At 71.9% G+C, this 14,587-nt stretch carries 14 protein-coding genes and 1 riboswitch; of the genes, 4 read left to right on the top strand and 10 right to left on the bottom strand.

What is annotated here, in order from left to right:
• Positions 1 to 62 precede the first annotated feature (62 nt).
• The 9 genes from AC07DF_RS36870 to AC07DF_RS36830 all read right to left on the bottom strand — a co-directional run bounded on the left by AC07DF_RS36870 (position 63) and on the right by AC07DF_RS36830 (position 7,480).
• Positions 63 to 1,139 carry a hemolysin family protein gene (locus AC07DF_RS36870; RefSeq protein ID WP_478981142.1) on the bottom strand — a complete coding sequence of 359 codons (1,077 nt, stop codon included), beginning with the start codon at positions 1,137 to 1,139 and terminating at the stop codon, positions 63 to 65.
• Positions 1,136 to 2,470 carry a hemolysin family protein gene (locus tag AC07DF_RS36865; protein ID WP_478981140.1) on the bottom strand — a complete coding sequence of 445 codons (1,335 nt, stop codon included), beginning with the start codon at positions 2,468 to 2,470 and terminating at the stop codon, positions 1,136 to 1,138. Before AC07DF_RS36865 ends, AC07DF_RS36870 begins: the two co-directional genes overlap by 4 nt.
• Positions 2,471 to 2,717: 247 nt before the next feature.
• Positions 2,718 to 3,170 (bottom strand): PH domain-containing protein, encoded by a 453-nt coding sequence (locus tag AC07DF_RS36860; protein WP_478981138.1) that lies wholly within the window; start codon positions 3,168 to 3,170, stop codon positions 2,718 to 2,720.
• A 13-nt stretch (positions 3,171 to 3,183) separates the two neighbouring features.
• Positions 3,184 to 4,032 carry an ATP phosphoribosyltransferase gene (gene hisG / locus AC07DF_RS36855; protein ID WP_478981136.1) on the bottom strand — a complete coding sequence of 283 codons (849 nt, stop codon included), beginning with the start codon at positions 4,030 to 4,032 and terminating at the stop codon, positions 3,184 to 3,186.
• Positions 4,033 to 4,089: 57 nt separating this feature from the next.
• Positions 4,090 to 4,362: a phosphoribosyl-ATP diphosphatase gene (locus tag AC07DF_RS36850; RefSeq protein ID WP_361934420.1), complete on the bottom strand. Its 273-nt coding sequence runs from the start codon at positions 4,360 to 4,362 to the stop codon at positions 4,090 to 4,092.
• Between the two features lie 34 nt (positions 4,363 to 4,396).
• The gene (gene ribH / locus AC07DF_RS36845) at positions 4,397 to 4,882 is read right to left on the bottom strand and encodes a 6,7-dimethyl-8-ribityllumazine synthase (RefSeq protein ID WP_184597131.1); all 486 of its coding nucleotides are present in this window, start codon (positions 4,880 to 4,882) and stop codon (positions 4,397 to 4,399) included.
• 56 nt (positions 4,883 to 4,938) lie between these two features.
• Complete coding sequence (locus tag AC07DF_RS36840) at positions 4,939 to 6,234, bottom strand: bifunctional 3,4-dihydroxy-2-butanone-4-phosphate synthase/GTP cyclohydrolase II (protein WP_478981133.1); 1,296 nt, start codon at positions 6,232 to 6,234, stop codon at positions 4,939 to 4,941.
• Entirely contained in the window at positions 6,231 to 6,875 is a 645-nt protein-coding gene (locus AC07DF_RS36835; protein WP_478981131.1) for a nicotinamide mononucleotide transporter family protein, read from the bottom strand. Before AC07DF_RS36835 ends, AC07DF_RS36840 begins: the two co-directional genes overlap by 4 nt.
• Positions 6,872 to 7,480: a riboflavin synthase gene (locus tag AC07DF_RS36830; protein WP_478981129.1), complete on the bottom strand. Its 609-nt coding sequence runs from the start codon at positions 7,478 to 7,480 to the stop codon at positions 6,872 to 6,874. The genes AC07DF_RS36835 and AC07DF_RS36830 overlap by 4 nt, the downstream gene beginning before the upstream one ends.
• 144 nt (positions 7,481 to 7,624) lie before the next feature.
• Positions 7,625 to 7,755, bottom strand: a riboswitch (FMN riboswitch).
• A gap of 252 nt (positions 7,756 to 8,007) precedes the next feature.
• Here AC07DF_RS36830 and AC07DF_RS36825 point away from each other — a divergent pair.
• A complete protein-coding gene (locus tag AC07DF_RS36825) occupies positions 8,008 to 8,895 on the top strand; it encodes an RNA polymerase sigma-70 factor (RefSeq protein WP_478981127.1) in 888 nt (295 codons plus the stop codon).
• Positions 8,896 to 9,019: 124 nt separating this feature from the next.
• Entirely contained in the window at positions 9,020 to 9,799 is a 780-nt protein-coding gene (locus tag AC07DF_RS36820; RefSeq protein WP_478981125.1) for an SDR family oxidoreductase, read from the top strand.
• Between the two features lie 643 nt (positions 9,800 to 10,442).
• On the opposite strand, the gene AC07DF_RS36815 is transcribed toward AC07DF_RS36820, so the two are convergent.
• Positions 10,443 to 11,729: an ROK family transcriptional regulator gene (locus AC07DF_RS36815; protein ID WP_478981123.1), complete on the bottom strand. Its 1,287-nt coding sequence runs from the start codon at positions 11,727 to 11,729 to the stop codon at positions 10,443 to 10,445.
• Positions 11,730 to 11,862: 133 nt separating this feature from the next.
• Between AC07DF_RS36815 and AC07DF_RS36810 the strand changes: the two genes are divergently transcribed.
• Entirely contained in the window at positions 11,863 to 13,071 is a 1,209-nt protein-coding gene (locus AC07DF_RS36810; protein ID WP_478981121.1) for an MFS transporter, read from the top strand.
• Between the two features lie 106 nt (positions 13,072 to 13,177).
• The gene (locus tag AC07DF_RS36805; protein WP_478981119.1) at positions 13,178 to 14,557 is read left to right on the top strand and encodes a uracil-xanthine permease family protein; all 1,380 of its coding nucleotides are present in this window, start codon (positions 13,178 to 13,180) and stop codon (positions 14,555 to 14,557) included.
• The last annotated feature ends 30 nt before the right edge of the window (positions 14,558 to 14,587 follow it).

Below are 14,587 nucleotides of genomic sequence, written 5' to 3'. Positions count from 1 at the left end.
CCACCTGTCTGGGGGCGCGGGGAACTGCGCGATCAGCCCCCCACGCGCCCGCAGCCGCACACCTACGAAGCCAACGCCTCCTCGCTGCTCCGAGGTTCGGTGACCCGAACCTCCGGCACCTCCCGGTGTGCGGGATCCCGCACCTCCCCCACCAGCAGCTCCAGTACGTCCTCCAGCGCGACCAGACCGAGTACCTTCCCCGATCCGTCGGCCACCTGGGCCAGGTGCGTCGCGGCCCGCCGCATCACCGTCAGCGCGTCGTCCAGCGGCAGCTCGGACCGCAGCGTCGTCATGGGCCGCCACAGCTGCTGCGGTACGGCCCGGTCGGAGTGCTCCAGGTCCAGGACGTCCTTCACATGCAGATAGCCCATGAACGCCCCGTTCTCCGCCGCGACCGGGAACCGGGAGTACCCGGTCCGGGCGGTGAGCTCGACGATGCGCCCGGGGGTGACCGACGGGCTGACGGTCACCAGGGACTCGCGCTTCAGCAGGACGTCCGTCACCGGGCGCGAGCCCAGCTCCAGGGCGTCCTCGAGACTTTCGGCCTCCTCGGGGTCGAGCAGGCCCGCCTGGCCGGCGTCCTCCACCAGCCGGTTGAGCTGCTCGCTGGTGAAGACGGCCTCGACCTCGTCCTTTGGCTCGACGTGGAAGAGCCGCAGGATGCCCTGGGAGACCGCGCCGAGCGCGGCGGTGATCGGCTTGCAGAAGCGGGCGAACCAGACCAGGCCGGGGCTGAGCCACAGCGCGGCCTTCTCGGGGGCAGCCATCGCCAGGTTCTTCGGGACCATCTCGCCGATGACGAGGTGGAAGAAGACCACCGCGGCGAGAGCGATGACGTAGGTCAGCGGGTGGATCATGCCGTGCGGCAGGTGGACCCACTCGAAGACCGGCTCCAGCAGATGCGCGACCGTGGGTTCGGCGACCGCGCCGAGGGTGAGGGAGCAGATCGTGATGCCGAACTGGGCCGCCGCCATCATCTGCGGCAGCCGCTCGAGCCCGTAGAGGACCTGCCGGGCGCGGGCGGTGCCGAGCGGCTCGATCTGGCTGCGGCGGACGGAGACCAGCGCGAACTCGGCGCCGACGAAGAAGCCGTTGGCGAGCACGAGCAGCGCGGCGAAGAGAAGCTGGAGCACGCTCATCGGACGGCCTCCACCATGGCGGCCACCGGGGCCGTCCGCACGAGCCGGACCCGCTCCGCGCGGTAGTGGCCGACCTGGCGCACCGACAGCCGCCAGCCGGGCAGCTCCGCCCTGTCGCCGACGGCCGGGATTCGCCCCAGCAGATCGGCGACCAGGCCCGCGACGGTCTCGTACGGGCCTTCCGGCACATCGAGGCCTATGCGCCGCAGGATGTCGACACGGCAGCTGCCGTCGGCGTCCCAGGCGGGCCTGCCGTCCTCCGGCGGTGCGGAGGCCAGCTCGGGCAGGTCGTGTCCGTCGTGCTCGTCACGGACCTCGCCGACGATCTCCTCGACGATGTCCTCCAGCGTGACGACACCGGCCGTGCCGCCGTACTCGTCGACGACGACCGCGATGGGCTGCTCGCTGCGCAGGCGGGCCAGCAGCGGCCGTACGGGCAGCGTCTCGGGGACGAGCAGCGCCGGGCGGGCGATGCGGCCGACGGGGGTGCGCAGGCGCTCCCGCACGGGCACGGCCAGGGCGTCCTTGAGGTGGACCATGCCGACGACCTCGTCGATCTTCTCCCGGTAGACGGGGAAGCGGGACAGGCCGGTGGCGCGGGTCAGGTTGACCACGTCCTCGGCGGTGGCCGAGGACTGCAGGGCGCTGACCTTCACGCGCGGCGTCATCACGTGCTGCGCGGTCAGCTCACCCAGCGAGAGGGTCCTGACGAAAAGGTCGGCCGTGTCCTGTTCCAGGGCGCCGGCCCGGGCCGAGTGACGGGCCAGGGAGACGAGTTCGCCGGGGGTGCGGGCGGAGGCCAGCTCCTCGGCGGGCTCGATGCCCAGGGCGCGTACGAGCCGGTTCGCGACGGCGTTGAGGCCGGCGATGACCGGGCGGAACAGCCGGGCGAAGACATGCTGCGGGCCCGCGACGAAGCGCGCGACCTGAAGCGGCCTGGACACCGCCCAGTTCTTGGGCAGGAGCTCGCCGATCACCATCTGCACGGCGGAGGCCAGCAGCATGCCGACGACGACCGTGACACCGGAGACGGCTCCCTCGGGTATGCCGATCGAGGTGAACGGGCCGTGCAGCAGCTCCGCGAGCGCCGGTTCGGCGAGCATGCCGACGACGAGGGAGGTGATGGTGATGCCGAGCTGGGTGCCGGAGAGCTGGAAGGACAGTTCCTTGAGCGACTCGACGACGCGGTGGGCGCGCCGGTCGCCCTCTGCGGCGGCCTTCTCGGCCTCGGGCCGCTCGACCGTCACGAGCCCGAACTCGGCCGCCACGAAGAATCCGTTGGCGAGAATCAGCAGGAACGCGGCTGCCAGGAGCAGCAGGGGGGTGCTCATGATGCCGCCGCCTCCGCAAGGTCGCGTACCTCGGGAACGAGGTCCGCGCTATGTCGGCAGGGGGCGGCGCAGGTACTACAGGACGATCCGTCCATCGCCGGAGAGGGTCACTCCTCGGTTAGCAGGAGCCTTCTGTGCACCGGGCGGGGCAGCAGAGGCGGAGGCGCATCCGTACACGCCTCCGCCAACAGATTAATCAAGACACGGCCCGGTGCGGCAGTGGCGACCGCCCAGTGGATTTCCCGAGTCAGCTCTGCTGCCGCTCGTCCGCCATGGAACGGGCCTCGGCGAGCGCCCGCAGGGCCCGGGCGTCGGCGAGCGCCCGCTGCCTCGCGATACCCGGCTGAATACCGAGGACAGGCAGGCTGGTGCCGTCGCTGAGGTTGAGGAACACCCAGGGGTCACCGGGCCGGAGGGTCACCTGAAGGATCTCGGCCCACTCCAGCCGGCGCTTGTTCGTGAGGTTCACCACGGTGACGCCGGACTCGTCGGCGACGACCTTGGGCCGGGCCAGCAGGAGCAGCACCGCGTCCAGCAGGAGCGCCGTGATGACGAAGCTGAGGCGCTCGGCGGGGCTGAGCTGCTTCAGCAGCATCGCGACGGCCGTGATGACGACGAGGATCGCGACGGCGGCGGTGAGCAGCACCGCCCGGGTGCTGCCCGGCCGGAAAGTGACGGGCAGAGTGGGCAGATCGGACATCGGTGTACGCCCCTCAGAGACGGCAGGCGTGGATGGCCGTGGTCAGGATGGCCCGGGCGCCGATGTCGTAGAGGTCGTCCATGATCCGCTGTGCCTCCTTGGACGGGACCATCGCGCGGACGGCGACCCAGCCCTCGTTGTGCAGCGGGGAGACCGTCGGCGACTCCAGGCCGGGGGTGAGGGCGACGGCCTTCTCGAGCTGCTCCACGCGGCAGTCGTAGTCCATCATCACGTACGTCCGGGCGACCAGGACGCCCTGGAGGCGGCGCAGGAACTGCTGCACCTTGGGGTCGTCGGCGTCCGCGCCGGTGCGGCGGATCACGACGGCCTCGGACTTCATGATCGGCTCGGCGACGACCTCGAGGCCCGCGTTGCGCAGCGAGGTTCCGGTCTCGACGACGTCCGCGATGACCTGGGCGACGCCGAGCTGGATGGCGGTCTCGACGGCGCCGTCGAGGTGGACGACGGAGGCGTCGACGCCGTGGTCGGCGAGGTGCGCCGCGACGATGCCCTCGTAGGAGGTGGCGACCGTCTTGCCCGCGAGGTCCGCCAGGCCGCCGATGGTGCCGGGCTTGCAGGCGTAGCGGAAGGTGGAGCGGGCGAAGCCGAGCGGGAGGATCTCCTCGGCGTCGGCGCCCGAGTCGATGAGCAGGTCGCGGCCGGTGAGGCCGATGTCCAGCTGGCCGGAGGCGACGTAGATGGCGATGTCGCGGGGGCGGAGGTAGAAGAACTCGACCTCGTTCACCGGGTCGACGATCCGCAGTTCCTTGGATTCCCGGCGCTGCTGGTAGCCGGCCTCATGCAGCATCTCCGCCGCAGGGCCGGACAGGGAACCCTTGTTGGGGACGGCGATGCGCAGCATGAGGTCGGCTTCCTTTGCGTGGTGTCTTACGGGAACGGGTGCGGCGGGCCGCAGCCCTTACAGGTGGGCGTAGACGTCGTCGAGGGAGATGCCGCGGGCGACCATCATCACCTGGACGTGGTACAGCAGCTGCGAGATCTCCTCGGCGGCCGCGTCCTTGCCCTCGTACTCGGCGGCCATCCAGACTTCGGCGGCCTCTTCTACGACCTTCTTGCCGATGGCATGGACGCCCTTCTCGACCAGCTCTGCGGTGCGGGAAGTGGCGGGATCGCCCTGGGCGGCCTTGTGCTGGAGCTCGGTGAAGAGCTCCTCGAACGTCTTCTTGGACATGGTGACGCTCAGCCTATGCCACACCCGGCTTCCGTCAGCGCCAGGGTTCGGATACCGAGCGGAGGGTCGCCGCGGTCGCCACCGCCGCCGTCACCGCCTCGTGTCCCTTGTCCTCGTTCGAGCCGGGCAGGCCCGCGCGGTCCAGGGCCTGCTCGTCGGTGTCGCAGGTCAGCACGCCGAAGCCGACCGGGACGCCGGTCTCGACCGACACCTGGGTCAGGCCCTGGGTCACGCCCTGGCACACGTACTCGAAGTGGGGAGTGCCCCCGCGGATGACGACGCCCAGGGCCACGATCGCGTCGTAGCCGCGGCCCGCGAGGACCTTGGCGACCACCGGCAGCTCCCAGCTGCCGGGGACCCTGAGCAGGGTCGGCTCGTCGATGCCCAGGTCGTGCAGGGCGCGCAGGGCACCGTCGACCAGACCGTCCATCACCTTCTCGTGCCACTGTGCCGCGATGACGGCGACCCTGAGGTCACCCACATTGCGTACGGACAGTTCCGGTGCACCCTTGCCGCTCACGTCTCTCCTCAGAGCTTTCTCACTGCCGACTTGCTGGGCTGTCTCGCTGTGCTGTCTTACTGGTTGCTGCAGGCCGGCACGGTGGTCGTGTCGAGCCAGGGCAGGTCGTGGCCCATCCGGTCCCGCTTGGTGCGCAGGTAGCGGAGGTTGTGCTCGCCGGCGCTCACGGGCATCGGCACACGCGCCTTGACGGCGATGCCGTGGCGGACGAGCGCGTCGGTCTTGTCGGGGTTGTTGGTCAGCAGCCGCACGCCGCGCACGCCGAGGTCGGCGAGGATCTGGGCGCCGGCGGCGTAGTCGCGGGCGTCGGCGGGCAGGCCGAGTTCGAGGTTGGCGTCGAGAGTGTCGCGGCCGCGCTCCTGGAGTTCGTAGGCGCGCAGCTTGGACATCAGGCCGATGCCGCGGCCCTCGTGTCCGCGCAGGTAGACCACCACTCCCCTGCCCTCGGCCTGGATACGGGCCAGGGAGGCGTCCAGCTGGGGGCCGCAGTCGCAGCGGGCGGAGCCGAAGACATCGCCGGTGAGGCATTCGGAGTGGACGCGGACCAGGACGTCCTGGCCGTCGCCGATGTCGCCGTGCACGAGGGCGACGTGCTCGACGCCGTCGACGGTGGAGCGGTAGCCGTACGCCGTGAACGTGCCGTGGGCGGTGGGCAGTCGGGTCCTGGCCTCGCGGCGGACGGTCGGCTCGCTGCCGCGGCGGTAGGCGATCAGGTCCTCGATGGAGATGATCGTCAGGCCGTGCTTGCGGGCGAAGGGGATCAGCTCCGGCAGGCGCAGCATCGTGCCGTCCTCGCCGGCGATCTCGACGATCGCTCCGGCCGGGCGCAGGCCCGCGAGGCGGGCGAGGTCGACGGCGGCCTCGGTGTGGCCGTTGCGGGTCAGGACCCCGCCGGGCCTGGCGCGCAGCGGGAAGATGTGGCCGGGGCGGACGAAGTCCTCGGGCCCCGTGACGCCGTCGGCGAGCAGCCGGAGCGTGGTGGCGCGGTCGGAGGCCGAGATGCCGGTGCTCACACCGTGCGCGGCGGAGGCGTCGACGGAGACGGTGAACGCGGTCTTCATCGACTCGGTGTTGTCCTCCACCATCTGCGGCAGGCGCAGCCGGTCGAGTTCGTCGCCCTCCATGGGGGCGCAGATCAGGCCGCGGCACTCGCTCATCATGAAGGCGACGATCTCGGGGGTGGCCTTCTCGGCGGCGATGACGAGGTCGCCCTCGTTCTCCCGGTCCTCGTCGTCGACGACCACGACCGGGCGGCCGGCCGCGATGTCGGCGATGGCCTGCTCGACGGGGTCGAGCGCGAAGTCCTCGATGTCGTCGGTGTGGTCGGTGTACACGACGGTTGCGGCGCTCATGCCGGCGCTCCTTCCAGGGTGGGCTGTGCTGCCGCGCGCGAGCGCAGCCACCAGTCGCGCATGCCCCACAGGACGAGCGCGCCGTAGATGATGTAGACGAAGCCGGAGAAGGCGAAGCCGTTGGCGAAGTTCAGCGGGACGCCGACCAGGTCGACCAGCAGCCAGGCGAACCAGAACTCGACCATGCCGCGGGCCTGGGCGTACATCGCGACGATCGTGCCGACGAAGATGTACGCGTCCGGCCAGGGGTCCCAGGACAGGGTCGGGAAGGCGGTGAACAGACCGCCGACCGCGAGGGTGCCGACGGCGGCCGCACCGGCCAGTGCCCCGCGCTCGCGCCAGGTGGCGAACCGTACGGCGATGGACCCGTCCTGGGCCTGCTGCCGGCCGCGGTTCCACTGCCAGAAGCCGTAGCCGGCGACGAGCATCACGACGATCTGCTTGCCGGCGCTGCCCGCGAGGTGGGCGGTGGCGAAGGCCGCGAAGAGGATGAGGCCGGAGAGGAACTGGGCGGGCCAGGTCCAGATGGAGCGCCGCCAGCCGAAGGCGAGGCCGATCAGGCCGATCACGTTGCCGATCATGTCCGACCACTTGATGTGCTGGCCGAAGAGCGTGAACGCCTCGGAGTTGAGCCAGTTCACCGGTCCGCCCCCCGCACTCGGTCGCCCATCATCCGCTCGACGTACTTGGCGATGACGTCCACCTCGAGGTTGACCGGGTCGCCGGGTCCCTTGTGGCCGAGGGTGGTCAGGGCGAGGGTGGTGGGGATCAGGCTCACGGTGAAGTAGTCAGGGCCTGCGTCGACGACGGTGAGGCTGATGCCGTCGACGGTGATGGAGCCCTTCTCGACCACGTAGCGGGTGAGGTCCGCGGGGAGGGAGATCTTCACGATCTCCCAGTTCTCGGAGGGCTTGCGTTCCAGGATCTCGCCCGTGCCGTCGACATGGCCCTGCACGATGTGCCCGCCGAGGCGTTCACCGACGGCCATGGGGCGTTCGAGGTTGACGCGGGTGCCGACCGCGAGGACGCCCAGGCTGGAGCGGTTCAGGGTCTCGGCCATGACGTCGGCGGTGAATTCGTCGCCCTCGTGGTCGACGACCGTGAGGCAGACGCCGTTGACCGCGATGGAGTCGCCGTGCTTGGCGCCTTGGGTGACGACGGGACCGCGCAGGCGGAAGCGACAGGCGTCGTCGAGGGTCTCGACGGCGGTGATCTCGCCCAGCTCTTCGACGATTCCGGTGAACACTTCCCGGGTCCTCCTGCCTCTTGGGGCACGGACTCCGGGGCTGTCGATGACGACAGATGTACGAGCAGGGACACCGGGGGCGACGCCGGACGGAGTCCGCCCCGAGGACGGACTTCTTCGGCGGCACGCACGTATGCCTGCCCGCCGCGCACTGCCTCCCATCCGGACTTTAACCGTCGGTCCAGGAATTTCACCTGGTCAACCGATCGCTGGAGGCGACCGGGTCGCGGACTGTAACCGCCGGTTCGGACTTTCACCGACCCCGGAGTGCGCTGCTACTGGTACACGGCCAGTGTGCCACGCCTGATCGACGTTCAAAGAGGCGATCGGTGTGGGCTGCCTCACAGACCGTGTCGGCCCGCTCACCGGGATTGGTACGCACCTATTGACGGTGTGGTCTAGTCCTTTCTAGGGTCGGCGCAGGGTTGGCATGACCCCGCAGACCGGCCCGGCGACGGTGACGACGGCCCTTGCCCGTCGCCGGGCCTCGCCAGCCGTGCGGACGGCGTTCTGGCAGGGTGAGCCCCATGACCACGACGACCGCCGACGAGTTCGAGGTCCACCGGCCCCGGCTGTTCTCGCTCGCCTACCGGCTGCTGGGCTCCGCCGACGAGGCCGAGGACGCGGTCCAGGACGCGTATCTGCGCTACAGCCGCGCCGACCGCGCGGGGATCGAGCATCCGGCGGCCTGGCTCGCCAAGGTCGTCACGAACCTCTGCCTGAACCGGCTGACGTCAGCGCGCGCCCGGCGCGAGCGGTACGTCGGGACCTGGCTGCCGGAGCCGGTGGTCACCGGGGACGGCACCCTCGGTCCCCTAGAGTCGGCCGAGCAGCGGGACGCCGTGTCGATGGCGATGCTGGTGCTGCTGGAGCGGCTCACGCCGACCGAACGGGCGGTGTACGTGCTGCGGGAGGCCTTCGGATACGGGCATCGGGAGATCGCCGGAGTCCTGGACCTGGGCGAGGCGAACTGCCGTCAGCTGTACCGGCGGGCCGTGCGGCGGGTGGGCGAGCCGCAGACCCGTTTCGAGCCCGCGTCCGAGCAGCAGGAGGAGTTGGTCGCGTCGTTCATCACGGCGGCCCGCGACGGCGACCTGGCCGGTCTTGAGAAGCTGCTCGCGGCCGATGCGACCTGGTGGAGCGACGGTGGCGGCAAGGTCACGGCGGCCCGGTGGCCGATCGAGGGCGGTCCCAGGATCGCCCAGTTCCTGGCGGGCGGGGGCCCGAAGTTCTCGGTGGGCCTGGACTTCACGCCGGCCGAGGTCAACGGCGCGACGGGGCTGGCGACCTGGGCGGGCGACACGCTCGTCGGGCTGGCGGCCTTCGAGGTGCGCGACGGGCTGGTCACCGGGGTGCGGGCCGTGGTCAATCCGGAGAAGCTGGCGTTCGCACGGCGTCAGCTCGCCCGGCCCTAGGACCGTCGGACACGGTCGCGGTTTCGCCGGGTGGGTCTGTCACATTCGGCGGGGGTGTTCGGTCTCAGCTGACGAGGGGCGGCTCCGGCCGGAGCCGCCCGGGCCTTCGAAGGGACTGAACGGCATGACCACGATCCTGGTGACCGGCGGCACCGGAACACTCGGCCGGCTCGTCGCCGAGCGGCTGCGCGCGGACGGGCACGAGGTGCGGGTGCTCAGCCGTCGCACCCAGCCGTACGCGGTCGACCTGCGGGTGGGCGGGGACGCGCTGGACGCGGCGGTCGCCGGTGTGGACACGATCGTGCACTGCGCGTCGGCGCAGAAGGGCGACGAGCAGGCGGCGGCGAACCTGATCAGGGCGGCGCGCGGGGCCGGGGTGCGGCACCTCGTCTACGTCTCGATCGTAGGCGTCGACCGGGTACCGCTCGGCTACTACAAGAGCAAGCTCGCCGTGGAGCGGCTGGTCGAGGATTCAGGGCTCGGCTGGACCGTGCTGCGGGCGACGCAGTTCCACGACCTGCTGGTCATGGTGCTGCAGGGGCTGTCGAAGCTGCCCGTCCTGTTCCTGCCGGCCGGTGTCCGGGACCAGCCCGTCGAGGTGGCCGAGGTCGCGGACCGGCTGGTCGCGCTGGCGGCGGGCGAACCGGCGGGGCGGGTCGAGGACCTGGGCGGGCCGGAGGTCCGGACGTTCGAGTCCCTGGCCCGCGCGTACCTGAAGGCGTCCGGCCGGCGCCGCGCGGTGGTGAACGTACCGCTGTGGGGAGCGGCGTACCGGGGCTTTCGGAGCGGAGGTCATCTGACGCCAGGGCGGGCGGTCGGCACGGGGACGTTCGAGACGTATCTGGCGGGGCGGTTCGGGGGCCGGGCGGGTTCGGAAACGGGGAACGGGCGGTCCTTGGCATAACGGGGGTCCGGGCGTAGCCGGGGGTCCGGGCGTAGCCGGGGGCTCGGGCGTAGCCGGGGTCCGGGCCTAGCGGGAGCTCGGGCGCAGCCGGGGGCTCGGGCGCAGCCAGAGGCCCAGGCCTAGCCGGGGCTCGGGCGCAACGAGGGCTGGGGGCGTAGCCGGGGCTCGGGCGCAACGAGGGCTGGGGGCGTAGCCGGGGCGCAGGCCTAGCCGGGGGCTCGGGCGCAGCCGGGGGCTCGGGCGCAGCCGGGGGCTCGGGCGCAGCCGGGGGCTCGGGCGCAGCCGGGGGCTCGGGCGCAGCAGAGGCCCAGGCCTATCGGGGGCTCGGGCGCAACGAGGGCTGGGGGCGTAGCCGGGGCGCAGGCCTAGCCGGGAGCTCGGGCGCAGCCGGGGCGCAGGCCTAGCCGGGAGCTCGGGCGCAGCCGGGGCCCAGGCCTAGCCGGGGGCTCGGGCGCAGCCAGAGGCCCCGGCCTATCGGGGGCTCGGGCGCAACGAGGGCTGGGGGCGTAGCCGGGGCCCAGGCCTAGCCGGGGGCTCGGGCGTAGCCGGGCATACGAGGAGCAGGCGTTCCCGGGCTTGGCGGGGTGCGGACGAAGAGCGGCGGTCCTGGGCGCGGAGGTTCGGCCGGGACGCCCGGGGCGTTCTACCAGCGTTGGATCGGCCGTTCCCCGGGGGTGAAGAGTTCCTCCTGGGCCCGGTCACGGGCCGTGAGGAGGGCGCCGCGCAGGACGGCGTCGCCGCCCAAGGTGGTCGTCCGCACCTCCGTGAGCAGGGGCGTCATCCGGGTGATGCGGTCCTGGACCCGGCCGGCGAGCTCCTCGCCACCGGCCTGCCCGACCTCTCCCCCGAGCACCACACACCCGGGGTCCAGAATCGCCACCACCGAGGCGACCCCGACGGCGAGCCGATCGGCCAGGGCGTCGAGGAACCGGGCAGCGGGGGCGGCGGACGCGAGCGGGACCAGCACCTCGTCCCCACCCTCGGACCGAGACCCTCCGCCCTCCACCGCCCGCACCTGACCCACCGCGGCCCGCACCACACCCACCGCCGCCCGTACGACCCCCACCGCCGACGCTTCCTGCCCCGGCTCCGCCCGAACACCGTGCTCCGCCGCCAGGTCCACGACCGCGGCCGACGCGGCCAGGCCGTGGAAACCGCCCTCGCAGTCCGTCGCGGACGGCAGCGTGGTCGTGCCCGGGACCGGGAGGAAGCCGATCTCGCCGGTGCCGCCCGAGGCACCGCGGCGGAGCGCGCCGTCGAGTACCACGGCCGCACCCGTGCCGTGGCCCAGCCACAGCAGGACGAACGTGTCCCGGTCCCGGGCGGCGCCCTCGCGCTGCTCGGCCAGCGCCGCGAGGTTGGTCTCGTTCTCGACGCTCACCCGCGCCTCGGGCAGCCGCTCCTGGAGGGCGGCGACCAGGCGCCGGTGCCACTCCGGCAGCCCGGAGGAGTCACGGAGTTCGCCGCTGGCCGGGTCGATCAGGCCGGGCGCTCCGATGCCGACGGTGTGCAGCCGGTCGGCGCCGGCCTCCTTCACCACACGCTCGACCAGCGCGACCGCCTGTTCCACGGCGGGACCCGTTCCCATGTCACCCGTGATGGGCACCGAGGCCTCGGCCAGTACCCGGCCCACCAGATCGGCGACGGCCACGGAGACACCCTCGGTGCGCACGTCCAGCGCGGCGAGGTGCGCCCGGTCGGCGACGATGCCGTACACCTTGGCGTTGGGTCCGCGCCGCTGCTCCCCCGCCTCGCCCACGACCGCGATCAGCCCCGCGGCGGTGAGGCGTTCGACGAGGTCGGCGACGGTCGGCCGGGACAGACCGGTGAGCTGCTTCAACTGCCCTGCCGTCAGCGGGCCCTCCTGCTGGAGCAGACGCAGGGCGAGCCGGTCGTTGATGGCCCGGGCGGTGCTCGGGGATGCGGGCATGCCGGGATCCTTCCAGATCGGCGGGTCCGTCGGCCGTGGCCCGCCGGGAGACCCTCTTATTATCAGGCAGGCTTCCTGATAGTTTACGCCCGCATGACGTGAGCGCGGCAGAGACCTGGAGGGGGACCGCAGAATGGGCAACGTGGTCGACGAACTGCGCGAGGTGAAACGGTCCCGGTACGCCGTGGCCGCCGTCTTCGCCGTGCACGGCGCCGTGACCGGCTCGTTCGCCACCCGCGTGCCGTGGATCCAGGACCACGCGGGCGTGAGCGCCGGGCAGCTGGGGATCGCGCTCGCCTTCCCCGCGCTCGGCGCGTCCGTCGCGATGCCGCTCGCCGGCAGCGTCAGCCACCGGTTCGGAGCCCGCAACGCGCTGCGCGGACTGATCGCCCTGTGGACTCTCTCGCTGGTCCTGCCGTCCCTCGCCCCCAACCTGCTCACGCTCTGCCTGGCCCTGTTCACCTACGGCGCGACGGCGGGCATGGCGGACGTGGCCATGAACGCGCTGGGCGTCGAGGTCGAGAACCGCCTCGGCCGGTCGATCATGTCCGGGCTGCACGGCATGTGGAGCGCGGGTGCCCTGATCGGCTCGGCGGCCGGCACGCTCGCCGCGCACCTCGGCTCGGACGCCCGGCTGCATCACGTGCTGGCCGCCGCGGTCCTCACCGTGATCGGCGTGGTGGCCTGTCAGTGGGTGCTCGATCTCCAGCCCGCCGAGGACGAGGAGCCGCCGCCGAGGTTCGCGCTGCCGCCCCGGTCGGCCCTGCTCATCGGCGCGATCGGGTTCTGCGCGGTGTTCGCCGAGGGCGCGAGCCTGGACTGGTCGGCCGTCTATCTGCGCGAACAGCTGGAGACCTCGGCCGGTCTCGCGGCGGCCTGCACGACGGGTTTCACCCTCACCATGGCCATCGCCCGGATCGCCGGCGACAGGATCGTGGACCGCTTCGGTGCCGTGCGGACCGTACGGGTCAGCGGGGTGCTCGCCGTTCTCGGCGGTCTGCTGATCGTCGTCGCGGACCATCCGGCGGTGGCCATGAGCGGGTTCGCGCTGATGGGTCTGGGCATCGCGGTCGTCGTACCGCTGTGCTTCGCGGCAGCGGGCCGCAGCGGCTCCAACCCGAGCCTGGCCATCGCGGGCGTCGCGACCATCACGTACACCTCGGGTCTGATCGCGCCGAGCGCGATCGGCATGCTGGCCCAGGCGACCAGTCTGATGGTGTCGTTCTGCCTGGTGACGCTGCTGTCCTGCGGCCTGGTGGCGTTCGCGCGGGTGCTGCGGACGGGCGACCGGGCGAAGATCAGCCGGCCGGAGACGGCGGCGGTTCCCGACCCGCGGCCCTGAGCGGACGCCTGCCCGGCCGTCCAGGTCGGCCCCGGTCACCACCGCTCCTGACGCACCCCGACAATGGTCCGGATACTCGCACGCACGACGAAAGCGATACCGCACCATGGATCTCGGCGTCCGCTGGAAACTGCACGGCGACGGACGCACCCCGGCGCCCGGCGCGGTGGTCCGCCCCGACGAGCGGCTCTCGTGGCCCCGCACGGCCGGGCTCGGCGCCCAGCACGTGGTGGCCATGTTCGGGGCGTCTTTCGTGGCTCCGGTCCTGATGGGCCTGGACCCCAACCTCGCGATCATGATGTCGGGCGTCGCGACCGTGGTGTTCCTGCTGGCCACGCGCGGCCACGTGCCCAGTTACCTGGGCTGCTCGCTGTCCTTCGTGGGCGTGGCGGCGGTCATCCGCGCGCAGGGCGGCAGCAGCGCCACCGTCACCGGCGCGGTCTTCGTCGTCGGCGCCGCGCTGTTCCTGGTGGGGCTCGCCGTGCGGCGGTTCGGGGCGCGGATCATCCACGCCACGATGCCGCCCATCGTGACCGGCGCGGTGGTGATGCTGATCGGCTTCAACCTGGCGCCGGTGACGGCCTCGACGTACTGGCCGCAGGACCAGTGGACGGCTCTGCTGACGATGCTGTTCACCGGTCTGGCGGTCGTCTGCCTGCGCGGTTTCTGGTCCCGTATCGCGATCTTCCTGGGGCTTGTCTTCGGATACGGCGTCTCCTGGGTGTTCGACCTGGTCTTCGGCAAGATCCACTCGGTGGACGCGAGCGGCAAGGTCACCGACCACTGGCGGCTCGACCTCTCCGGGGTGGACAAGGCCGACTGGATCGGGCTGCCGACGCTGCACGGCCCGTCCTTCGAGTGGTCGGCGATCCTGGTCGCCCTGCCGGTCGTCATCGCGCTGGTCGCGGAGAACGCCGGGCACGTGAAGGCGGTCGGCGAGATGACCGGCGAATCGCTGGACAGCAGGCTCGGCACGGCGATCTCGGCCGACGGCGTCGGCTCGATGCTGTCCACCGCGGTCGGCGGCCCGCCCAACACCACGTACTCCGAGAACATCGGCGTGATGGCAGCGACCCGCGTCTACTCGACGGCCGCCTACTGGGCCGCCGCCGGCTTCGCCCTGCTGTTCGGTGTCTGCCCGAAGTTCGGCGCGGTCGTCGCGGCGATCCCGGGCGGGGTGCTCGGCGGCATCACCGTCATCCTCTACGGCATGATCGGCCTGCTCGGCGCCCAGATCTGGCTCAACGCCAGGGTGGATCTGCGCAATCCGCTGAACCTGGTCCCGGCCGCGGCGGGCATCATCATCGGCGTCGGCAACGTCACCATGAAGTTCACGGACACGTTCTCGCTGAGCGGCATCGCGCTCGGCACGATCGTCGTCATCACCGGCTACCACGCCCTGCGGGCCTTCGCCCCGGCCCATCTGAAGACACAGCAGCCGCTGCTGGACGAGGGCACCTCGTCCTACGACGAGGGCAAGCCGTAGCCGCTACGGCGGGGCGAGGTCGTAGCGTCC

Source organism: Streptomyces sp. NPDC044719, from assembly GCF_056433405.1.
The sequence above is the reverse complement of the archived record's forward strand: the minus strand, read 5'-3'. Positions and strand labels throughout refer to the sequence as shown.